The following is a 22,678-nucleotide window of genomic DNA, read 5'->3' as shown; positions in this document are numbered from 1 at the left end:
TTCTTACGCATTGGCTTTTCGTATCATCGACACCAATTCGTTGATACGCGGTCCTAAATCCATAATCTTAAGATCAGCGGGCTTCTCACAAACCAATTTGGCGACCTTCACCTTATCTACTTTCTCTTCGAGCAAGCCAGAACCTTTAGCCATCGCTATAGTGCTACGTCTGCGAGCAGGCATCGTTCGATGAAAGAAAAGAGCATGATCAAATGCGCCGCCCGCGGCTGGACTCTCGTACATCTCAGGATAAAGCTTTCTTACCATTTGCTGAAGGTCAGCGTGGTCGACGTAGTTCTCGATCTCTCGCCCCTTTGTGATCCAACATACGCTGGAGCCCCCGCTTAGTTCCTCTACGAGGCGTTTCTTTGTTTCATTGATCTTTGCTTTAGCGTTGGATTTGTCGCTGTCCATTATTATCGCGAGGTACTGGTTTAGTGAGCGTAGCGCGATAAATTCCCCTACCTCTTCGGACTCGGCGCTCAGGTGACTAAGTAAGCGACCACCGTAGAACATTATTGAATAGTGGATACCCTCGACAAAAGTCGGCTCCACGGCAGAAATCCAATGCCTTATATATATCCGGTCAGACGGCCCCTCAACCCAGATTACCGCATTGGATTGAACAATATCTGATGCTTTGTATCCAAGATCAACGCAAATGTTGTGGCGTTCGCTCCGAAGTATTGACTCCCGAATGTAAGTTTGATTCCCGTCATTCGATACGTGAAATATCGCCGCTCCTGGGGTGTCAATAAAACTAGCAGAGTGAGTAGCGATAAAATACTGATTGTTTGTAAACCTCTTGAGGTATACCATCAACTTCCGTTGTAGTAGGGGATGGAGATGGATCTCCGGCTCCTCTATGCACACTATCTGCTCTTGTGTGATTGTGCAGAAAGCCGCGATCATTATGACTTCATGAATTCCCATTCCAAGTGATGAAATTGGCAATACCTTATTGTCCATATGGACGAGTATATGTTCTCGATTGTGGGGTATTTCTATTCTGGCGGCCTCTTTTCCCGTAACGTTTTGAAGAAACGAATTTATCTTATCAAAGAGGTCTCTTTCCTGCCTCTTGTCATGATCCGGGCTCTGAATTTCCGCCAACCTATCGATTAATCCCTCGCCGCTGAAGTCATTAAACTTCGATCCACGTTTGCCAATCTCCCTTAGTGCTGGAATCATCTTCACTGCGGGTAATGACACATTTTGAACTCGCGTGAGGCTCCTGAGAGATTCAGGGATCCAGTGTTGCTTAAGTGATCCACTCCCTTGCCCTGTCAGTTGGTTCCACAGTCGTGCCCAAGTCCGATCATCCGCCACGCCTTGCCAATCTTCAGTATTTAACGTGCTGTCCAATGACCAAGGATCACTCGGATTGTCCATTCTATGTAGCCAGACTGAATCCCCGACCGCGAGCCTAGAGGCGATAGCGTCAATGATTGGCGTGGAGTTCTGTCTTTGGTGGGTATCTTTGACAGCTTGCAGCGCGGAGACGACAAATTCACTTTTCGGTATGCCAATGGCCACGGACAATTGGCCCGTTGCCTTCCCTCGATGCTGCTCTAGCGGCGGTGCGATTCTCAATGTGCGCCCAGACGCGTCGAACGGCACATAGTCAGATATAAAGTTTAATACGGTAGATTTGCCAGAGTTGTTAGATCCGATGAAGAAATTGAAGTCCTTGAACGGGTGCATTCGTTGAATGTCTTGACCAATACCACGGTAAAACTGAAGGCTAAGGCCTTTTAGGAAGGTAGGCACTCTACTGATCTCCCGCATAAGAAGGTAAACAAAAAGTTTCGCTCAATGCCGTGTGATCTATGCAGGGGTGGCGCAAAAATTGCCGACGCGGTATCAGTCATTCGATAAGCTTTTCAATCTGTAAAGCACTTCCAGCGCCTCGCGCGGCGTCATCTCGTCGGGGTTGATCTCGCCTAGCGCTGCGCCCAGCGCATCGTTTTTCACCGGCTTTGCAGCTTCCCGCTTCATTGCCACCGAAAACAGCGGCAGATCGTCGACCAGCCGGTTGGCCCTGCCGGATACCTCGCCTTCTTCCAGCTGGTGCAGCACCTCTTTGGCGCGGCCCACCACCGCTTCCGGCAGACCTGCCAGGCGGGCCACCTGCACGCCATAGGAGCGGTCGGCCGCACCCTTGCCAACCTCGTGCAGGAAGACCACGTCGCCTTCCCATTCCTTGACCCGCATGGTGACGTTGGAGAGCCTCGGCAGCTTGCCGGCCAGCGCCGTCATTTCGTGGAAATGGGTGGCGAAGATTGCCCGGCAGCGGTTCTTCTCATGCAGATATTCGACCGCCGCCCAGGCGATCGACAGGCCGTCGAAGGTGGCGGTGCCGCGGCCGATCTCATCCAGGATCACCAGTGCCCGCTCGCCTGCCTGGTTGAGGATCGCCGCCGTCTCGACCATCTCGACCATGAAGGTCGAGCGGCCGCGCGCCAAATCGTCCGAGGCACCGACGCGCGAGAACAGTCGGTCGACGATGCCGATATGGGCCGATGTCGCCGGCACGAACGAGCCGGTCTGCGCCAATATGGCGATCAGCGCATTCTGCCGGAGAAATGTCGACTTGCCGCCCATATTCGGGCCGGTCAGCAGCCAGATGGCGCCGGCTTTGGCGCCGTCTTGCGGCGACAGATCGCAATCATTGGCAACGAACGGGCCATCGCCCGAACGCCGCAGCGCCTGTTCCACCACCGGATGCCGCCCGCCCGCTATCTCGAAGGCAAGGCTGGAATCGACCACCGGCCTGCACCAGGCTTCGCTTTCCGACAAAAGCGCCAGGGCCGCCGACACGTCGAGCACGGCGAGCGCATCGGCGCCGGCGCGGATCTTCTGCGCCTCGCCGACAGCTTCAGCGGTCAGCGTGTCGAAGGCGGCAAGCTCGATGCTCAGTGCCCGGTCGGCGGCATTGGCGATCTTGGTCTCGAGTTCGGCAAGCTCGGTCGTGGTGAAACGCATGGCGTTGGCCATGGTCTGCCGGTGGATGAAACGCGCCTTGGCGCCGTCACTGCCGGTCATGATCGAATGGTGGTTGGCGGTCACCTCGATGTAGTAACCCAGCACATTGTTGTGCCGGATTTTCAGCGAGCGGATGCCGGTCTCCTCGATCAGCGAGCGCTCCAGCCCGGCGATCACCTTGCGCGATTCGTCGCGCAGCGCCCGCATTTCGTCGAGCTCGGGCTGGTAGCCGCCGCGCACGAAGCCGCCGTCGCGCCTGAGCAATGGCAGCTCGTCGCCGAGTGCTTGCGTCAAATGCTGGGCCAACGCCGTGGGTAACGCCCGGATGGCGGCGAGTGCCCCGGCCAACTCCTGCGGCAGCGCTGTTGCGGCAAAGATTTCGGCAATGGCGCCCGCCGCCTCGAAACCGGCGCGCAGCGCGCCCAGGTCGCGCGGGCCGCCACGGTTGAGGGCCAGCCGCGACAGCGCGCGCGGCATGTCGGCGACGCTCTTCAGGCTTGAGCGCACCGCTTGGCAAACCTGAGTCTCCGCGCGGAAGAACGACACAGAATCGAGCCTTGCGCCGATCGCCGCCGGGTCGGTCAGCGGCGCCATCAGCCGGTCTGCCAGCAGCCTCGCGCCGCCGCCGGTTACCGTGCGGTCGATCGCCTTGAACAGGGAGCCGTCGCGGCTGCCGGACAGCGTGCGCAACAGTTCCAGATTGCCACGTGTCGCCGGATCGATGAACAGTGTCGAGCCCTGCTCTTCGCGCTCGGGGCGCGACAAAGGCGGCCGTTCGGCCTTCTGTGTCTTCTCGACATAGGCAATGGCGCCGGAGATAGCCGACAGTTCGGCGCGCGAAAAGGCGCCGAAACTGTCCGGCGTCGCCACCTCGAAGAACCGTGCGATCCTTCCGGCGGCCGAGGCCGAATCGAACAGGGATGGCGGCTGTGGACTGGCGACACGGCCGATGACGTCGAACACCGGCTTCAGCTCGGGATCGTGAAACACCGGTTCGGCGACAATCAGCTCGCGCGGATCGACGCGAAACACATCGGCCAGCAGGCGGTCGGCCGTGGTTTCGGCAACGCGAAAGACGCCGGTCGAGATCTCGATCCAGGCCAGCGCAAAGGCGTGATCGCTGCTGCCGCCCTTCACCCGCCCCAGCGCCATCAGGAAGCTCGATTCCGACGGCGCCAGCAATTTATCCTCGGTGATGGTGCCGGGTGTCACCAGCCGCACCACATCGCGGCGCACAACCGATTTGCCGCCGCGCTTCCTGGCTTCGGCCGGGTCCTCGATCTGCTCGCAGACGGCAACGCGGAAACCCTGGCCGATCAGCTTCTGCAGATAGTCGTCGGCCGCATGCACCGGCACGCCGCACATCGGAATGTCATGGCCCTGATGCTTGCCGCGTTTGGTGAGCACGATGCCCAGCGCCTTGCTCGCCTTCTCTGCGTCGTCGAAGAACAGCTCGTAGAAATCGCCCATGCGGTAGAACAGCAGCGAATCCGGGTTCGCCGCCTTGATCTCGATATACTGCTCCATCATCGGCGTGACGCCGGCGGTGGGCGCCGACGGTGTCACCTCGGGGGCGTCGGTTTCTGCTGAAGTGTGCATGTTCATGCCGGCACGCTAGCAGATGTGGGTGCGGGGTTTAATGCCGGCGGCTCGAAAAGCAGGGGACGACCGGGCTTCAGTGACGGCTTGCGGCAAGTCTGTGCCGCGGTCGGCTTTTCCCGTGCCTTCGTCAGCGGAGGCGCCGCTTGATCTGCCCCGACACCGAGAGATTTCGCTGCATGCATGAAGATCGCTTGGCGGTTTACAGCGGTGGCGTGTAGCCTTAATCCGGAAGGTCAAGAACACACACCCGTCTCAAGGGTGCGGCACCGGCGAGGAAATCAAGAGCATCATGGCCAAGAAAACCGAAAACAGCGGCCCCTCCGTCAGCGCCCAGGAGGCGCTGGAATTCCACGCCATGGGCCGCCCCGGCAAGCTGGAGGTCGTCGCCACCAAGCCGATGGCAACGCAGCGCGATTTGAGCCTCGCCTATTCGCCGGGCGTTGCGGTTCCCGTTCTGGCCATCGCCGAGGACCCCAGCCGCGCCTTCGACTATACGACGCGCGGCAACATGGTCGCCGTCATCTCCAACGGCACTGCCATTCTCGGCCTCGGCAATCTCGGGGCATTGGCCTCCAAGCCGGTCATGGAAGGCAAGGCGGTGCTGTTCAAGCGCTTCGCCGATGTCGATTCCATCGATCTCGAGGTCGACACCGAGGATGCCGACGAGTTCATCAATTGCGTGCGCTTCCTCGGGCCGTCCTTCGGCGGCATCAATCTTGAGGATATCAAGGCGCCGGAGTGCTTCATCATCGAGCAGCGCCTGCGCGAACTGATGGACATCCCGGTCTTCCACGACGACCAGCACGGCACCGCCATCATCTCCGCCGCCGGACTGATCAACGCGCTGGAGGTCACAGGCCGCGACATGAAGACCACGAAAATGGTCTGCAACGGCGCCGGTGCTGCCGGCATCGCCTGCATCGAGCTGATGAAGGCGATGGGCTTCGCGCCCGAAAACATCACTCTGTGCGACACCAAGGGCGTCGTCTTTCAAGGCCGCACCGAAGGCATGAACCAGTGGAAGTCGGCGCATGCGGTGAAGACCGAGGCGCGCAGCCTCGCCGAGGCGCTCGATGGTGCCGACATATTCCTCGGCCTCTCGGCCAAGGGTGCGTTGACCGCCGCCATGGTACAGTCGATGGCCAAGAACCCGATCATCTTCGCCATGGCCAATCCCGATCCGGAGATCACGCCGGAAGAAGTGGCCGAAATCCGCACCGACGCCATCATGGCCACCGGGCGTTCGGACTATCCGAACCAGGTCAACAACGTGCTCGGCTTCCCCTACATTTTCCGCGGCGCGCTGGATGTGCGCGCCACCACCATCAATGACGACATGAAAATCGCCGCCGCACGCGCGCTGGCAGCACTTGCACGCCAGGACGTGCCCGACGACGTCGCCGCCGCCTACCAGGGCAACCGGCCGAAATTCGGCCCCAACTACATCATCCCGGTGCCGTTCGATCCGCGCCTGATTTCGGCCATCCCGCTCGCCGTGGCCAAGGCAGCGATGGAGTCGGGCGTCGCCCGCAAGCCGATCCTCGATCTCGATCGCTATGCGCAGGAACTGTCCGCTCGCCGCGACCCGATCGCCTCGACCTTGCAGCGCATCTACGATCGCGTGCGCCGCCAGCCCAAGCGCATCGTCTTCGCCGAAGGCGAGGAGGAGCAGGTGATGCGCGCCGCAGTCTCCTATGTGAACCAGAAGCTCGGCACGGCAATCCTGCTCGGCCGCGACGACGTGATCAAGGACAACGCCAAGCACGCCGGCATCGATTTGAACAAGCAAGGCATCGAGATCATCAATGCCCGGCTGTCGCGCCGCAACGGCATCTACACCGACTTTCTCTACGAGCGCATGCAGCGCAAAGGCTTCCTGTTCCGCGACTGCCAGCGCCTGATCAACAACGACCGCAACCACTTCGCTGCCTGCATGGTGGCGCTGGGCGACGCTGACGGCATCGTCACCGGTGTCACCCGCAACTATTCCACCGCGCTCGACGACATCCGCCGCATCATCGACGCCAAGCCCGGCCACCGCGTCATCGGCGTGTCGATCGTGCTGGCGCGCGGCAAGACCGTTCTCGTCGCCGATACCGCCGTGCATGACATGCCCAATGCCGAACAGATCGCCGACATCGCCGAGGAGGCGGCAGGCTTCGCCCGACGCATGGGCTATGAGCCGAGGCTTGCCATGCTCGCCTATTCCACCTTCGGCCATCCGCAGGGCGAGCGCTCAGAGCGGGTGCAGGAAGCGGTGCGCATCCTCGACAAGCGCCGCGTCGATTTCGAGTATGACGGCGAGATGGCCGCCGACGTTGCGCTCAACGCGCGGGCCATGGCGCAATACCCGTTCATTCGGCTCACCGGCCCTGCCAATGTGCTGATCATGCCGGCGTTCCACTCGGCCTCGATCTCGACCAAGATGCTGCAGGAACTCGGCGGTTCGACCGTCATCGGCCCGCTGCTGGTCGGGCTGAACAAACCGGTGCAGATTGTCTCGCTGAACGCCAAGGATAGTGACATCGTCAACATGGCAGCGATCGCGGCCTATACGGCGGGGGCGTGACGAAAGACGGAGATTGAATCATAGCGGAGGCAGTCTGACAAACGGTCCGCATAGCGGGCGAACGACAACGGCTGGCCAGCGAACGCTCTTTGGGAGAAGCAGCGCCCGAAACACCGTCGGCCTCCGCCCCATAAGAGATTGATAATACTCACCTGATATAGAACCCCTCTCGCCGACTTGCCGTAACGGCATCTACGGCGCGCTCAGACCGCTAACGGGGGTGCGGCCATGCAGCATGACGGGGTTTCTGCATCCGCGGTTGGCCAGGGGGGCTACCACGACGAGCGGCTGGACGCGCTGCTCAGCATCACCGGCCGCATGGACGGTTATCTCTACCGTTGCCGCAACGATGCGTCCTACACCATGCTCTATATCAGCGACGGCATCTTCACCGTCAGCGGCTATCGGCCGAGCGATTTCATCCACAACGCGGTGCGCGACTACGTCTCGGCCATCCATCCGGATGATCTTGCCGCCGTCTATGCCGCCGTCGACACCGCGCTCGAGGCGCGCTGCAACTGGAACGTTGACTACCGCATCGTGCCGCAGGTCGGCGAGCCGCTCTGGGTCCGCGAGATCGGCGGCGGCGTCTGGGACGAGGCCGGTGAACTGGAATTCCTGGAAGGCTTCGTCGTCGACATCAGCGACCGCAAGGTCGTCGAGGATCTCAACGCCGAGCTGCTCTTGGAGCTGAAGGCCGCCAATGAGGAACTCTCCGCACAAAAGCGCGAGATCGAGCTCGCCAAGCAGCAGAGCGACCATTCGGCCAACCACGACGCGTTGACCGACCTGCCCAACCGGCGCGCCTTCCACAACGAGCTGAAATCGGTGATCGACCGTTGCGCCGGCACCGGCGATGCAGCCGGTCTTCTGTTCATCGACCTCGACCGGTTCAAGCAGGTCAACGACACGCTCGGCCACGAGGCTGGCGATGCGCTGCTGCAGCGCGTGTCGGACAAGCTGCGCACGATCCTGCGCAGCGCCGATTTCGTGGCGCGGCTCGGCGGTGACGAGTTTGCCTTCCTGTTTTCGGGGAACGCGGAGCAGGCCAGGGAGAAGGCCGTGCGCGTGGCGGAGCGCGTGCTGGAGCGACTGCGCATCAAGGTTCCCGCTCCGGGTGGCGACATCCATGTCGGCTGCACCGTCGGCGTTGCGATCTATCCGACGGAGGCTGCCGATCCGGACGCGCTGGTCGCGCTCGCCGACCGGCTCATGTACATCGGCAAGAAAAACGGTCGTGACCGGCTGGTCACCACCGACGCTTTGGGGTCCGAAGCCGGCGAGCTTCGCCAGTCCGCCTGAGAAGCGCTCGTCGCGACGACACAGCAACGCGCGGTTGCTCGAATGAAAAAGGCCCGCAGCGTGCGCTGCGGGCCTTTTCCTACGATAGGTCGATCGATCAGAACGAGCGCTGGAAGCGGAGGATGCCGCCGAGGCTGCTCTTCTTGTTGGCCTTGGTCCAGTTGTTGAAGTCCGCGTCGCCGAATTTTCCGGCGTTGAGGTAGTCGACTTCAGCCGTGACGGTAAAGCCAGGCACGACGGTATAGGCAACGTTCGCGGCAACGCCGAGGTTCTTCCAGTCGTCGTAAGAGATCTGGGCGTTGAACGCAGTCTTTTCGTTGAACTTGTAGGTGCCGCCGCCCCAGATGGCCCAGTTGCCGCCCCACTGCTTGTAGAAGCCGCGACCGTGAGCGTCGATGGCATTGCCCGCGTCGTCGGTGAGGTTGTCGTCGGTACCGTAGCCGCCCATGACGAAGAGTGAGAACTCCTTGCTGACATTGACGTCCAAACGGACCTTGCCGGCCACTTCCTCGTAGTTGCTGTCATAGGCGACGACGCCCGTGACCGCACCCCAGTCGCCCTTGTACTTCACGCCGCCGACGACATGCGGAACATAGCTGTCAATGGTGCCAACCGCGCCAGCGCCTTCTTCGAGAGAGACCACAGCGGAGAAGCCGTTGCCTGCGTCGAAGTAGTACTGAACGACGTTGCTCTCCTGCCCACCGTAGGGAACAAGCGTATCCTGGATAACGCTGCCGGCGTAGCCGATGAACGTATCGAAAGCCGTGTCGTCCTTACCGACGCGCAGGCCACCGAGCTGAATCCAGGCGTAACGCAGCGACAGCGACTTGTTACGACCCTGCCAGTCGTTCGCATTGGAAGCCGCTTGGTTGAGATAGTCGCCATTGCTGTTGCCGAAATTGAAGCGCGTCTCGGTGTAGGTCTTCAAGGTGCCGAGTTCGGTTTCCTGGCCGGTCCAGGTCTTCAGCGTGAAGCGGGCGTTCTTGGAGTAGCTCGAATTCGTGCCGTCCTTATGGTCAGGGACATGGTTGGCGCCATCGAACGAGCCGGAATCACCGACGCCGATGTCGTAACGGACGTAGCCGCCGATGCGCAGGCAGGTTTCGGTGCCGGGGATGTAGAAGTAGCCCGAGCCGTAAACGTCGCAAATCTTGACGTATTCGGCCGGTTCCGGCTCGGCGACGACGACGGCGTCGGCGGCGCGCGCACCGGAAACTGCGATCAGGGCCGCAGCGGAGCCGAGAAGAAGGCTCTTGATGTTCATTTTCTTGAATCTCCAGTCAAAGGTTCAAAATCAGGTCGGACATGGCTCTAAGGCCTGCCGATACACCCCATACTGAAAGCCGCGCATCGCGCCGTGCTCTCGCCTTCGAAATGGCCTATGCAGTGGTCGCGATCAACAGAGATTGTGTCGGAAACGCGCCTTTTTGAATCTTCAAAAAGTATTGTTGCGCAATTATCACGTCTTTTTTCTGACACGATGGCACAAATGGCACGTTAGGAACATAATAGACGGAAATATCAGGGACTATTCAATACAGATGGCTCGGCATGGTTGAATATGACTGTTTTATGAAATCTACTTATTTGGCTTATTATTGAGAACCGGTGCTTCGGGGCGATCGACAGAAGCGGGGGATCAGATCGACGAAAAGCCGCGCGCGGCCAGCACGACCTCCTGCACCATGTCCTGCTTGAGCATCTCGATCGGGAGGCGGCCGTCGAGCTCCGGCGAGACGCGGGTCAGCCAGAACCAGGCGAGTCTCGGATTGGTGATCTCGGACAGCACCTCGCTGATCCCCGCAGCCGGCCTTCCGTCGATGAACTGGGCCAGCGGGAAGACATGCTTGCGTCCGCCCTTGCGCAGCGCAATGACCTCGCTGCGCCGTTGCCAACGATGCAGTGTCGAACGCGGGATGCGAAACTTCTCCTCAAGATAGGTCGATCCGGCGACTTCGCCCGCCCAGTCCTCAATCAGCATCGATTGAAGCATGCGCTCGCCCGGCGGATAGGATGCTGCCTTGCCGGGTTCGGGCGCCGTCGTCGGCTTGTCAACCGCAACGATTGCCGCGGCGGGGCGCGTCGGCTTTTCCGCCATCGACTGGACGAATTCGGTGGCGCGCGCAGTCCATTCGCCTCTGAAGGTCTCGATGGCGAGCCGCTGTGTCTGCGAAAGGAAGGTCAGGGCGGCGGCGACGCTGCCGGCAATGGCGCCGGCCGAGGCCAATGCCTGCGGGTCCATGGCCATGCCGTGCTGGACCAGAGCCTGCTGCACCGCCTCGGCCACGAGGCCTGCCAGGGCCTCCTGCGAGATTCCGTCCGTCGGGTTCTGAAATCTGGTCATACATCTGTCTTGCTGGCCACGCACGCTCCTCCCAGGCTGTGGCCGGTTCGTTGAACGGCTATAGCGGAGAGCTGAAAGCGCAGCGGCAACAGACGCAGCGACCCGAGAGGTTGCTGTCTTGCATTTGGACACCCCAACTGACTTCCGGCGTCCCGAATGTCAGCCGCGGAACACCCTACTTTGCGTGTAGGTGTGCTCTATGACAGGCGCACGACAGCGGGCCTCCCGGGGCGCCCATTGTGGGGTGACGCAGCGGGACTATAGCAGCCCGGCCAGTTGGGCCGCGCTGCGCAGGTTCTGCCGCGGTCGCGGCCCGAGCTGCTGGATTACAAGCCCGGCGGCCAGCGAGCCGAGATCGCCGCAATCCTTCAGGCTGCGTCCGGTCGTGTAGCCGTAGAGGAAGCCGGCGGCATAGAGGTCGCCGGCGCCGGTGGTGTCGACCAGCTCGCGGATCGTCGTCGCCTGGATGGTGACGGTCTCGTCACCGCGCGCGATCACCGAGCCCTTTTCGGAGCGGGTGACAGCGGCGATCTTGCAGTCCTTGCGGATAGCCTCCAGCGCCTCATCGAAGGATTTGGTCTGGTAGAGCGACTTGATCTCGTGGCTGTTGGCAAAGACAATGTCGACCGTGCCGGAACGCATCAGGTCGAGGAATTCGTCCCGGTAGCGGTCGACGCAGAACGAATCCGACAGTGTCATCGACACTTCGCGCCCGGCGGCATGCGCCAGCCTCGCCGTCTGCCGGATCGCCTCCTTGGCGCGCGGCGGATCCCACAGATAGCCTTCGAAGTAGGTCACCTTGGCGCCCGACGCCTTGTCGGACTCGACGTCTTCCGGCCCGAGTTCGACGCAGGCGCCGAGATAGGTGTTCATCGAACGCTCGCCATCGGGGGTGACGAAGATCATCGAGCGCGCCGTCGGCGGCTGGCCCTCGAGCGGTTTGGTGTCGAACGCAACGCCCTGGGCATGGATGTCGTGGGCGTAGATTTCGCCGAGCGGATCGTTCGAAACCTTGCCGAAGAAGGCGGCGCGGCCGCCGAAGCTGGCGACGCCTGCCGCCGTGTTGCCGGCGCTGCCGCCGGACGCTTCGATCGCCGGGCCCATGCGGCTGTAGAGCAGCTCGGCGCGCTTGGTGTCGATGAGGTTCATCGCACCCTTGATGATGCCGTTGGTCTCGAGAAAAGCGTCGTCGCACTGGGCGATGATGTCGACAATGGCATTGCCGATGCAAAGCACGTCATAATCCGGCATCAATGTCTCCGCCTTGGAACCTGCCGGCTTTCTGCCACGCCGGCCGGGCGCGGGTCTAGACCATGATCCCGAAAAGTGGAACCCGGTTTTCGGACAAGATCATGGTAAAGCGAAAATAGAGCCCCAGCCCGATGCAATCGGGATGGATCAGGCTCTCGATTTGGAAGGGTTTTGCCTAGCCGTCAAATCGAACTGGACCATGCGCGGCGTAGAGATGTGCGGCTATAGTTGCATCGTCATCGAAGCATTTCCTCTGCGCAGCGGATTAGAAGGCCTTCGATCGCAACAGCTGAAGGCGCTGACAGGCATGCAAGCGAAGACCGACATGACCACCGAACTGGCGCTGCTTGGCGTGCTGGCTGCCCTGTGGGGCGCGTCCTATACCTTCATCAAAATCGGTGTCGAAACGATCCCGCCGATAACCTTTATCGCCGCCCGTACCCTCATCGCCGGCGGCATCCTGCTCGCGCTCATCCGCTGGCGCGGCCTCTCCATGCCGAAGGACAGCGCGACCTGGTGGCGGTTCATGGTCCAGGCCTGCCTCAACAGTGTCGTGCCGTTCACGCTGATCGCCGCCGCCGAGCGCTCCATCGATGCCGGCCTGGCCACCATCCTCAACGCGACATCGCCGATCTTCACTTTCCTGCTGACCGCGCTCATCACCCGTCACGAGCAGGTCACCGCACGCAAGCTGTTCGGCGTCGGCGCGGGCATTGCCGGCATTTGCCTGATCGTCGGCACCCAGGCGCTTGGCGGTCTCGGCCATCAATTGTGGGCGCAGCTTGCCGTTGTCGCTGCCACCGTCTGCTATGCCGGTGCAGCCATTTTCGGCCGCGGCTTTAGGGGACTCGACCCGATGCTGCCGGCCGCTGGCTCGATGCTGTGTGGTGCGGTCATCCTCGTCCCCTTGAGCCTGGTCTTCGACCGCCCCTGGGCGCTGTCGCCGTCAATGGCGTCGATCCAGGCCTTGCTGGCGCTGTCGGTGTTCTCGACGGCGCTGGCCTTCTGCATCTTCTTCCGCCTCATTCACACGCTTGGTTCGGTAGGCACCACCTCGCAGGCCTATCTGCGCGTGCCGATCGGCGTCGGCATCGGTGTCCTGTTCCTCGGCGAAAGCCTTGGACCGACGGCATTCTGGGGCATGGGTTGCGTTGTCGCCGGCGTCGCGGCTATGACCATTCCCGCCCGCTCACGGGCGCTGGCGCGCTAGAGCGGTTCACCGTTCACGGAAACGGTGAACCGCTCTATCTCATTGTTTTGACGCAATTCCGGACGGAAAACCGTTCACACTTTTCCTGGAATTGCTCCAGTTCCGTCCGGAATTGCGTCCGCTCCAGCAGGCTTGCGGCTGGCCGGGTCTCCACCTATGTCGGAGATATCAGTTTGTTCTCGGGAAACGCCGTGATCTCCAACGCTGCCCGCGCCGCCGTCAGCCGGCTGTTCTCTCCCGAATTCCGTGCGGTTTTCCTGAAGACGCTGGGCTTGACCTTGCTGGCGTTGGTCGCTTTGTGGTTCGCCCTGACCGGGCTTGTCGATTGGCTGGCCCTGCCATGGGTTCACTCGCTGTTGCCCGGCCTGCCGTCTTGGGCCGGATGGCTGAGCGGCATCATCGCGGCAATCGCTCTTGCCTTCGGGATGGCGCTGCTGATCGCGCCAGTGACGGCAATCGTGGCCGGCCTGTTTCTCGACGATATTGCCGAAGTGGTCGAGCGCACCGACTTTCCCGACGACCCGGCCGGCAGGGCCATGCCGGCGCTGCGCTCGCTGGTGTTGTCGGTGAAATTCCTCGGCGTCATCATCCTGGGCAACATCGTCGCCCTGCTGCTTCTGCTGGTGCCGGGCGTCAACATCGCCGCCTTCTTCATCGTCAACGGCTATCTGCTCGGGCGCGAATTCTTCGAATTCGCCGCCATGCGCTTTCGCCCGGAGGACGAGGCAAGGGCGTTGCGCAGGAAATATGCCGGCACAGTGTTCCTGGCAGGACTGCTCATCGCCGCCTTCCTCGCTGTGCCGCTGCTCAACCTTTTGACGCCGCTTTTCGCCGCCGCCATGATGGTCCATCTGCACAAGGCTATCGGCGCGCGGGAGAGCGCCAGGCGATAGGTCGCTCGCTTAGCGCAACAGAAACCCGCGCCCGAGTTCATCGTCCGGCTCGACCGTGAACTCGGCCCGGCCCGAATAATAGGCGCGGCCGCCGACACGGGCGATGATCGCCTCATGCGGGCCGGTCGTGGTCGTACGCGCCGCTGCGCCGGAGAAGCGCGAGCCGGCGATGCTTTCGAAGGTCCGCTCCTGACCAAGGTCGATCTCGCCCTTGGCATGCATCGCCGCCAGCCGCGCGGTGACGCCGGAGCCGGTCGGCGAACGGTCGACCTCGGCATCGGCGAAAACGCAGATGTTTTTTGTCGCCTCGCCGGAGAACGCATCGCGCCCGTCGGTCAGGATGGTGCCGTAAAGAAAAGCGAGATCGGCATGGTCGGGATGTGAAAGGGGGAACTCCGCCTTCAGCCGCTCGGTCAGCGCGGTTGCCGCGTCGACGAAATCGCGCACGCGGCTGCGGCCGAATTCCAGGCCGAACTGCTGGCAGTTGGCCAGCGCATAGAAGGCGCCGCCATAGGCAATGTCGAACGCAATCTTGCCGTATCCCGCCAATTCTATTTGTTGGTCGCGGGCAAACAGGAAGGCCGGAACGCTTTCGAAGGACACCGAGCCCGCTTTGCCGTCCCTGACTTCGACCGAAGCGACGACCATGCCGCACGGCGCCTCGATATTGACGATCGTGATTGGCTCCTGTTTCGCCACCAGGCCTTCGTCGACGGCATAACGGCCGAGCGCGATGATGGCGTGGCCGCACATCGTCGAATAGCCCTCATTGTGTATAAACAGTACGGCCAGATCGGCGCCGGGCAGGTCGGGTTCGACCAGCACCGCCCCATACATGTCGTAATGGCCGCGCGGCTCGAAGATCAGCAGCTTGCGCAAATGGTCGAAATGGTCGCGCACATAGGCGCGCTGTTCCAGGATCGTGCCCTTGGGAATGTCCGGATAACCGCCGGTGACGATCCTAAGCGGCTCGCCGCCAGTGTGCATGTCGACGACGGTGAGCGTCATATGTCGGGCCTCGTTCAAGCCAAGGGTTTGGAAAACAGCGCCTGCAGCTTTCCGAACGGCATGGCGGCGCGGGTGAAGCCGAACGTGCCATCCTGCTGGATTTCACGCGCCGCCGTCTCCAGCATACCGAAGGCGAAATTGGTCAGCCACGGCCCAAGCGAGATGCGCTTGACACCGGCCATGGCGAGGTCGGCGATGGTGAAGCCCGGCAGCGCCATGACATTGACCGGCCGGCTCACCGCCGAGCAGACTTTCTGGATCGTTTCGACATCGCTGAGGCCAGGCGCATAGAGCACATCGGCACCGGCCTTCTCGAAGGCCTGCAGTCGCTTGATCGTGTCGTCGAGGTCGGGCTTGCCCCAGAGGAAATTCTCGGCCCGCGCGGTGAAGACGAAATCATGCTTGAGCGCTCGCGCCGCCTCCGCTGCCGCGGCGACGCGCTCGACGGCGTGCGCAAAATCGTAGATCGGCTTGTCCGGATCGCCGGTGTGGTCCTCGATCGAGCAGCCGGCGAGGCCAGCCGCTTCAGCGGCAAAAACCGTCTCGGCGGCACTGGTTGCGCTGTCGCCCTTGCCTTTTTCGAGATCGGCCGAGACCGGCAGGCTGGTTGCCGCCGTCAACTCGCGGCAATGGTGGATCATCGCCTCGAATGTCACCGCGCCATCGGGCAAGCCGCGCGAAAAGGCAAAGCCGGCGCTGGTCGTCGCCAGCGCCTTGAAGCCGAAGGAGGCCAGAAGCTTGGTTGTACCGACATCCCATGGATTGGGCATGACGAAGGTCGAGGCGTGAAGGTCACGAAAAATCTTGCCCTTGTCCATGGTGCTTCCCTTCATGTGCGGAAATGTCTGCGGATTCTATCGTGCCGATTTGCACGGGGCAAACGAATGCGGTTGGCTCAGAAGCGTTTGGCGTTCTCTCCTGCCAATTTGTCCAGCGCGTCGGAATCCTTGACGTAATGCGACGCCTTCTCGTCCCAGTGATAGGTGACGGAAATCGCGTGAGATTCAGGCTTGGGCGGTTGCTCGTCGCAGCTCTCGCCGCTCGGCACCGTGGCGTCGGTCACCGTCACTTTGATCGCAGCATAAGGCTGGCCGTCTGCCTGCGTCTGAAACGCCACATCCTGCGTGCGCCTGTAAGCGCAGAGGTTCTCGTCGAACGTGTAGATCATGTCGATCAGTTCGAACTTGTCGTCGCGCACCATGATCAGCGGCGTGATCACATAGCCCTGGCTTGAATTGAAATGCGTGCTCATGGTGATGAGGACATCGTCGCCGGCGCTGAGGGGAAGTTTGCCGGGCTCGCGGAAATAGGTACTGCGGTCGACCGCGACATTGACGGCGTCGAGCAATCTCGGCTTGGCCGCGATGTCGTAGAGCGCCAGCACTGCATAGCCTTCGGCGCTGTCGGGAGAGTCGCCGAGATCGTAAAGCATCGCCAGCCGGTCCTTGCCGGCGGCCTTGATGGCGAGCACGCCGGCATTGGAGAGGCCCGACGTCTCGGGTGGCGAGCCGCCACCATCCGGGCCCTCTATATGGCGCATATCTATCGGCAATCCGCCCTTGTAGAAGCCGTCACTGTCGCCCGCGAGGTCGGGAATGACCATCCTGGCGAGGTCGAGATAGGTAACATCCGTGTGGCCGGGGACGGCGCTGCTGAACTCCGGAAAGCTGACGGTCTGTGCGCCCGCTGCCGTCCACAGCCACGGCAGCAGCACAAGCGCGAGGGCGAGGCGAAACGGGGTGGATCTCATAAGCGCGGGCCGCCTCTGGCTGTAGAGCACGCGAAAGCTAGCACGGACGATTGGTCTGTGCAGCCCGTATGAAATCAGATCAGTGGATCGGCACCAGCCCTGCCAGTTCGCGCATGTCGTCGAACAATATGCCGCCGGCGTCGGTCAGCCCATCGCGGTCGGAATAGGGATCGCCATGATAGGAGTAGACGCGCATGCCGGCAGCTATGCCTGCCTGTGTTCCGGCAACGCTGTCTTCGATGACGATGCAGTCAGCGGGCGCAAAACCCATGGTCTTTGCCGCATGCAGGAAGAGATCAGGAAAAGGCTTGCCGCGGCTGACCATGGTTGCGGAAAACATCGCATGCTCGAACAACGGCAGCAGCCCGGTCTGACCGAGCGTGATGTGCATCTTCGAAATGCGTGCCGACGTGGCGACGCAGTAGGCGATGCCGGCCGCGCGCACGGCTTCAATGAAGTCGCGGACGTAAGGGATCGCCTCGACCCCGTGTGAGAACAAATCCGGCAGACCGGCGTTCCAGCGATCGACGAAATCGGCGCCGAGCCGGACGTCGGTTGCCGCTTCGATCTCCTTCTGCACCGAAACCATGCTGCGGCCGGAGAAATGCTTGCGGCAATATTCGAAGCTTGTGGGATAACCGGCAGCGCTCAGCCATTCGGCAAGCCGCCGGTTGGCAAGGTTCTCGGTGTCGACCAGGATACCGTCGCAGTCGAAGATGACCAGTTTGGGTATTCTCATTCAGGCGGTGCCGGTCGATCCGAAACCACCCGCACCGCGCGTCGTGGCGCCAGCCAGGCTGCGCTCCTCGACCGTCGCCTGCGTCACCGTGGCAAACACGATCTGGGCAATGCGCATGCCGCGCGTCACCGCGAAATCCTCGTCACCCAGGTTGACCAGCAGCACCTTGACCTCGCCGCGATAATCGCTGTCGACGGTACCCGGTGAATTGAGGACGGTAAGCCCGTGTTTGAAGGCAAGACCGGAGCGCGGCCGCACCTGGCCTTCCATCCCCTCGGGTATTTCCAGAATCAGCCCGGTCGGCACCAAGGCGCGTTTGCCCGGCAGGATTAGCAGCGGCCGGTCATCCGGCACCGCGGCGCGCAGATCCATGCCGGCGGCGCCGGTGCTTTCATAGGCGGGGAGGGGAAGTCCTTCACCATGCGGCAACCTGACGAAGCCGACAGTGGGACCAATGACGGAGGAGGTGTGGAGGGCTGCGCGCATAAAATCGATCCTATCGGCGCGAACCGCGATTCGGTCAACTCGCCCGCCACGCTATCAACGGCTTTCTTTGCGGCGTCACGATGACCTAACGCAACTCGACCGGAACGACCGTGGTCTCCTTAATCTCCTCCATGACGAAGGAGGCCGAAACATCCGACAGCGCCACCTTGGCGATCAGCCGCTGGTAGAGCCGGTCATAGGCCTTCACATCGGCGACGCGGGCGCGCAGCACATAGTCGAGGTCGCCGGACATGCGGTAGACCCCGGTGATCTCGGGAAAACCGGTCACCGCCGCCCGAAACTTTTGCAGCCAATCCGGATCGTGGTTGGAGGTGCGGATCAGGATGAACACCGAAAGCCCGAGCCCAAGCTTGTCGGCATCGACCAGCGCCACCCGGCCGGTGATGACGCCGTCCTCCTCCAGCCGCTTGACCCGCCGCCAGCAGGCATTGCGCGACAGCGACACTTTTTCGGAGAGCTGGTCGACCGACAGCGTTCCGTCGCGTTGCAGCTCGGCAAGCAGTCGTCGGTCGATTTCATCGAATTCAAGAGCCATGTTGGGATGAATGTCCCGAACCACTGCGTTAGACAAGGACAATTTGAGACCGATGAACCTTTCCCCTGTGGCAGGATACCCAGCATCGGGGCTTATCCCGGCAGGAGGGATCACCATGACGACACGGCTTGCAGGGCTTTTCACCTCTCACCCGGCCAAGGTGGGCGAGACCTATTTCAGCCATATGGCTTTTGCCGCCTGGTTCTGCTCGCGCCTGTCGATGGCTGCGGGTGCAGCACTTGTTCACGCTTTCTTGCCATTTCTCTTCGAGACTACGGCAAGCCGAATCGTTCGCGAACTCTATGAGCGGACGCACAACAGAGGCTCACACGCGGTCAAGGAGCCTCAGGCTCTCTTGGATCGCGCCTAGGAACGGTCAAAAGCGATGTGCCGATGGGCGGCCTATCTTGGTGAAGCGGTCTTCCTCGAAGACATCGTCACCGCGCCCTGTCACTCGCTGATCGCCCAGAGCCATTGCGCCCAGGAGGCCAAGTCGCCGACCAATGGCGACGGCTTCGGTCTCGCCTGGTATGGCGAGCGGCCCGAGCCCGGCCTCTACCGCGACATTCTTCCGGCCTGGTCGGACCCCAATCTGAAAAGCCTGTGCCGGCAGATCAAATCCGGCCTGTTTCTCGCCCATGTCAGGGCATCGACTGGCGGCGCCACCAGCCGCATGAACTGCCATCCGTTCATCGCCGGCAACTGGTCGTTCATGCACAACGGCCAGATCGGCGGCTTCGAAAAAATCCGTCGTGCGCTGGAGAATTCGCTCTCCGACGCCGTCTTCGACCAGCGCGAGGGCACCACCGATTCCGAGCTGTTTTTCCTGCTTATGATCGACGAGGGTCTTGCTGGCGACCCGCAGGGTGCCGTCTCGCGCGCGACGGCCCGCGTCATCGAGGCATCGCGCCGCGCCGGTTTGGAACCGGCCTTGAAACTCACCGCCGCCTTTTCGGATGGGCAGGCGCTGTACGCCGTACGCTACGCGAGCGACACCCACGCGCCGACGCTCTACACCTCGGTTCGCAATGACGGCCGTTGCATCGTCTCGGAGCCCTTCGACCGCGAGGGCGGCGACTGGCAGGCCATCCCGCCGGCGAGTTTTGTTACCATTACTGGTGATGGGATGACGATTCGGCCGTTTGCGCCGGTTACGGCGAAGCTGGCGCTGGTCGTCTGAGCTAAGGAAAACGGCTTAGGCCGCATTCCTTCGCGCCCCCCTCTGTCCTGCCGGACATCTCCCCCACAGGTGGGGAGATTGGATGTCACGCCGGCTTTCGCCAATCCCCAACGTGCAGAAATGAACGAGGCGCCGAAGCTGCCAATCTCCCCCCATGTGGGGGAGATGTCCGGCAGGACAGAGGGGGGCGCCGTAGAACTCTGACATCGACTTCGGAGTTCCCATCCCGAGCGCAATTCCGATCAAGCACTAACTATCCCCAAATGCTGAACTTGGCTTCAATCCACGATACACGTGGCAACAGCCGGAGCATTCGCCATGGACCTCGTCTTCTCCTCGACCACCGACCTCGCCGCTGCAATCGCCGCGCGCAAGCTCTCCGCCGTCGAAGCGCTTGACGCCCATCTGGCCCAGATCGACCGGCACAACGAGGCGGTCAACGCGGTCGTCAGTCTCGACCGCGAAGGCGCCCTTGAGCGCGCAAAGAAGGCCGACGCGGCGCAGGCGCGCGGCGATGCGCTCGGCCCACTGCATGGCGTGCCTTTCACGCTGAAGGACATGCACGAAACGGCAGGCATGAAGACCACAGTCGGGTTTCCGCCATTCGCCGACTATGTGGCAAAAGCGGACAGCCCGGTCGTCGCCCGGCTGAAGGCTGCCGGCGGCATTCTCACGGCCAAGACCAATGTAGCGACCATGCTGGGCGACTGGCAATCGGACAATCCGCTGTTCGGCCGCACCAACAATCCGTGGAATCTTACGCGCACAGCCGGCGGCTCCAGCGGTGGCGCCGTGGCAGCGGTGGCGACCGGCATGACGCCGTTCGATATCGGCACCGACATGCAGGCTTCGATCCGCTTGCCTGCCGCCTTCTGCGGCGTCTACGGGCTGAAGCCCACCGAACACCGCGTCTCCCTGGCCGGCGCCTTTCCCGATCCGGGCGGCGCGGCGCGCAGCGTGCGGCTGATGTCCTGCCTCGGCCCGCTGGCGCGCAGCGTCGACGATCTGGCATTGATCTACCAAATCATTGCCGGCCCGGATGGAGCCGACACCGACCTTGCGCCGGTGCCGGTCGAGGCCGTGCCGAAACTCGACCTCAAGACACTGTGCATCACTGTGGCGCCGTCCTTTCTCGGCTTTCCGGTGGCCAGCGAGATCGCTGCCGCCGTCGACACTCTGGCGAAGCAGCTTCAGGCGGCAGGTGCGACCGTCGAACCGGCAAAATTGCCGAAGCTCGATCTTCATGACGATCTGGAGCAAGGCGGCGTGTTGATCGGCATGATGCTGGAGGCGGCGCAGCCGCAACCGCCTGAACAACCGACGCCGATTTCCAGTTGGTTCGAGGCGCTCGCCCGCCGCGAGCGCTCCATCCTTGCCTGGGACAGGTTCTTCGAAACCTGCGATGCCTTGCTGTGCCCGGTCGCGATGACCACGGCCTTCCCGCATTGTGAACCCGGCACGCCGATCGAGGTCGATGGCCATGAGCGAAGCTACTGGATGCTGCCGGCCTATGGCGCGGTCTTCAACTATTCCGGCCACCCCGCGCTGACCATACCCTTCGGACAGGACCACGATGGTCTACCCATCGGCCTGCAACTGGTCGGCGCGCGCTGGTCGGAGGCACGGCTGCTCGGTATCGCCAAGGCGATGGAGCCACTCAATGATGGCTTCAAGCGGCCGCCGGGCTACTGAGCAAACCGCTCCAGCCCATAGGGCGCCAGCAGCGGATCGCGCTCGCCGTCGAGGATTTCGCGCGTGGCGAACAGCCCAACGGCCGGCGCCAGTGTGATGCCGGAATGCATGACCGCGAAATAGAGCCCGTCAACACCGTCCGCGCGGCTGATGATCGGAAAGCCGTCGGTCGGCGTCGGCCGGTAGCCGACGGTGTGGAAATCGAGCTCCAGCCCGTCACCACCGCGCAAGGCTGCCTTCGCGGCCGCAAACAGGTCGCGCGCCGTGGCGTCAGGGTTGTCGCCGGGATCGCCGCCGGCGAAATCGGAGCCGGCGATGATGCGGCCCCCGGCGGTCTGGCGCATATGCAGCTTTTCGGCATGCACCAGCCCGTTGAGCAGCTTCTCATATGGCCGCGAGTGAACGATCAGGCCGGGCGGTGTCTCGATCGGCAGTTTTATGCCGGCGGTGGCGGCAATATCGGGCGCCCCGACACCGGCTGCGATCACCACTTCGTCGGTTGCCATCAGCCCATGCGATGTATCGACCCCGGTAATCCTGCCATCGGTCTGGACAAGTGCGGTTACGGAACTGGAGAGAATGCGCGCGCCGTGCCGTTCGGCATCGGCCAGCAGCGCCTTGGCCGCCGCAACCGGTTCGGCCACGCCTTCTTCCGCGACATAAACCGCGAATTCAGGCGGCTCGACCAGATTGGGCTCGATCTGCGCCGCTCGCTTGGCGTCGACGCGCTCGATGCCGTAGCCCCATGACAAATGTTCGGCCGCGTAGGCCTCGAGCCTGTCGGCCGGCAGATCCCAGCACAACCCGCCGCACCAGGCGAGCGGCAGGCCGGGCAGTTCGTTTGCCAGCCGTGCCCACTCGGCCATGGCGCGGGTGCGCAGCCGGAAATAGATTTCGGGGTTACCCCAGCTGGCGTTGATCCAGGCAAAGGAATTGGGCGTGGCGACACCGCCTGCGCCGCTCTCGGAAATCACCGTCACCTGCGCGCCGGCCTTAGTCAGATGCCAGGCGATCGACGCGCCGATGATCCCGGCGCCAATGACGATGACTTGTTTCGGATTGCTCATGCCGATCCCTCTTCAAACTGGCATCCGTGATGCCATTGCAGCGG

The 22,678-nt window shown here is 62.2% G+C and carries 19 protein-coding genes; 7 read left to right on the top strand and 12 right to left on the bottom strand.

Annotated features, from left to right (window positions below; genetic code table 11):
* Positions 1 to 3 precede the first annotated feature (3 nt).
* Both AC1D1B_RS01180 and mutS read right to left on the bottom strand, forming a co-directional pair.
* On the bottom strand, positions 4 to 1,770 hold the full coding sequence (locus AC1D1B_RS01180) for an AAA family ATPase (protein ID WP_477328898.1): 1,767 nt from the start codon (positions 1,768 to 1,770) through the stop codon (positions 4 to 6).
* A gap of 93 nt (positions 1,771 to 1,863) precedes the next feature.
* The gene (gene mutS / locus AC1D1B_RS01175; RefSeq protein WP_477328897.1) at positions 1,864 to 4,590 is read right to left on the bottom strand and encodes a DNA mismatch repair protein MutS; all 2,727 of its coding nucleotides are present in this window, start codon (positions 4,588 to 4,590) and stop codon (positions 1,864 to 1,866) included.
* A gap of 286 nt (positions 4,591 to 4,876) precedes the next feature.
* Between mutS and AC1D1B_RS01170 the strand changes: the two genes are divergently transcribed.
* Positions 4,877 to 7,156 (top strand): NADP-dependent malic enzyme, encoded by a 2,280-nt coding sequence (locus AC1D1B_RS01170; protein WP_477328896.1) that lies wholly within the window; start codon positions 4,877 to 4,879, stop codon positions 7,154 to 7,156.
* 228 nt (positions 7,157 to 7,384) lie between these two features.
* Positions 7,385 to 8,458: a sensor domain-containing diguanylate cyclase gene (locus AC1D1B_RS01165; protein ID WP_477328895.1), complete on the top strand. Its 1,074-nt coding sequence runs from the start codon at positions 7,385 to 7,387 to the stop codon at positions 8,456 to 8,458.
* Positions 8,459 to 8,555: 97 nt separating this feature from the next.
* Here the strand turns inward: AC1D1B_RS01165 and AC1D1B_RS01160 are convergent, their stop codons facing one another.
* The 3 genes from AC1D1B_RS01160 to AC1D1B_RS01150 form a co-directional block, all read right to left on the bottom strand.
* Positions 8,556 to 9,722: a porin gene (locus tag AC1D1B_RS01160; RefSeq protein WP_477328894.1), complete on the bottom strand. Its 1,167-nt coding sequence runs from the start codon at positions 9,720 to 9,722 to the stop codon at positions 8,556 to 8,558.
* Positions 9,723 to 10,097: 375 nt separating this feature from the next.
* Entirely contained in the window at positions 10,098 to 10,802 is a 705-nt protein-coding gene (locus AC1D1B_RS01155; RefSeq protein WP_477328893.1) for an antitoxin Xre/MbcA/ParS-like domain-containing protein, read from the bottom strand.
* Positions 10,803 to 11,060: 258 nt separating this feature from the next.
* On the bottom strand, positions 11,061 to 12,053 hold the full coding sequence (locus AC1D1B_RS01150; protein ID WP_477328892.1) for an adenosine kinase: 993 nt from the start codon (positions 12,051 to 12,053) through the stop codon (positions 11,061 to 11,063).
* Positions 12,054 to 12,360: 307 nt separating this feature from the next.
* On the opposite strand from AC1D1B_RS01150, the gene AC1D1B_RS01145 reads away from it, so the two are divergent.
* Together AC1D1B_RS01145 and AC1D1B_RS01140 are read left to right on the top strand one after the other, a co-directional pair.
* Positions 12,361 to 13,263 carry a DMT family transporter gene (locus AC1D1B_RS01145; RefSeq protein ID WP_477328891.1) on the top strand — a complete coding sequence of 301 codons (903 nt, stop codon included), beginning with the start codon at positions 12,361 to 12,363 and terminating at the stop codon, positions 13,261 to 13,263.
* A gap of 191 nt (positions 13,264 to 13,454) precedes the next feature.
* On the top strand, positions 13,455 to 14,156 hold the full coding sequence (locus AC1D1B_RS01140; protein ID WP_477328890.1) for a sulfate transporter family protein: 702 nt from the start codon (positions 13,455 to 13,457) through the stop codon (positions 14,154 to 14,156).
* A gap of 9 nt (positions 14,157 to 14,165) precedes the next feature.
* Here AC1D1B_RS01140 and AC1D1B_RS01135 read toward each other — a convergent pair whose 3' ends face one another.
* The 6 genes from AC1D1B_RS01135 to AC1D1B_RS01110 form a co-directional block, all read right to left on the bottom strand.
* Positions 14,166 to 15,164: a proline racemase family protein gene (locus AC1D1B_RS01135; RefSeq protein ID WP_477328889.1), complete on the bottom strand. Its 999-nt coding sequence runs from the start codon at positions 15,162 to 15,164 to the stop codon at positions 14,166 to 14,168.
* Between the two features lie 14 nt (positions 15,165 to 15,178).
* A complete protein-coding gene (locus AC1D1B_RS01130) occupies positions 15,179 to 15,982 on the bottom strand; it encodes an isocitrate lyase/PEP mutase family protein (protein WP_477328888.1) in 804 nt (267 codons plus the stop codon).
* Between the two features lie 77 nt (positions 15,983 to 16,059).
* Positions 16,060 to 16,914: a hypothetical protein gene (locus AC1D1B_RS01125; protein ID WP_477328887.1), complete on the bottom strand. Its 855-nt coding sequence runs from the start codon at positions 16,912 to 16,914 to the stop codon at positions 16,060 to 16,062.
* A gap of 79 nt (positions 16,915 to 16,993) precedes the next feature.
* Complete coding sequence (locus tag AC1D1B_RS01120; RefSeq protein WP_477328886.1) at positions 16,994 to 17,653, bottom strand: HAD family hydrolase; 660 nt, start codon at positions 17,651 to 17,653, stop codon at positions 16,994 to 16,996.
* Positions 17,654 to 18,139, bottom strand: a complete 486-nt coding sequence (gene dut, locus AC1D1B_RS01115) for a dUTP diphosphatase (protein WP_477328885.1) — start codon at positions 18,137 to 18,139, stop codon at positions 17,654 to 17,656.
* Between the two features lie 85 nt (positions 18,140 to 18,224).
* The gene (locus tag AC1D1B_RS01110) at positions 18,225 to 18,695 is read right to left on the bottom strand and encodes an Lrp/AsnC family transcriptional regulator (protein WP_181056435.1); all 471 of its coding nucleotides are present in this window, start codon (positions 18,693 to 18,695) and stop codon (positions 18,225 to 18,227) included.
* A 115-nt stretch (positions 18,696 to 18,810) separates the two neighbouring features.
* Here AC1D1B_RS01110 and AC1D1B_RS01105 point away from each other — a divergent pair, with 115 nt between their 5' ends.
* The 3 genes from AC1D1B_RS01105 (at position 18,811) to AC1D1B_RS01095 (ending at position 21,567) form a co-directional block, all read left to right on the top strand.
* On the top strand, positions 18,811 to 19,065 hold the full coding sequence (locus AC1D1B_RS01105; protein ID WP_477328884.1) for a DUF6356 family protein: 255 nt from the start codon (positions 18,811 to 18,813) through the stop codon (positions 19,063 to 19,065).
* Positions 19,066 to 19,080: 15 nt separating this feature from the next.
* A complete protein-coding gene (locus AC1D1B_RS01100; protein ID WP_477328883.1) occupies positions 19,081 to 19,875 on the top strand; it encodes a class II glutamine amidotransferase in 795 nt (264 codons plus the stop codon).
* Between the two features lie 318 nt (positions 19,876 to 20,193).
* A complete protein-coding gene (locus tag AC1D1B_RS01095) occupies positions 20,194 to 21,567 on the top strand; it encodes an amidase (RefSeq protein WP_477328882.1) in 1,374 nt (457 codons plus the stop codon).
* Here the strand turns inward: AC1D1B_RS01095 and AC1D1B_RS01090 are convergent.
* A complete protein-coding gene (locus AC1D1B_RS01090; protein WP_477328881.1) occupies positions 21,561 to 22,634 on the bottom strand; it encodes an NAD(P)/FAD-dependent oxidoreductase in 1,074 nt (357 codons plus the stop codon). The genes AC1D1B_RS01095 and AC1D1B_RS01090 overlap by 7 nt on opposite strands.
* Positions 22,635 to 22,678 lie beyond the last annotated feature (44 nt).

This window comes from Mesorhizobium sp. P2_C5_2 (genome assembly GCF_056404535.1).
This window is presented reverse-complemented; position numbering and strand designations above follow the sequence as displayed.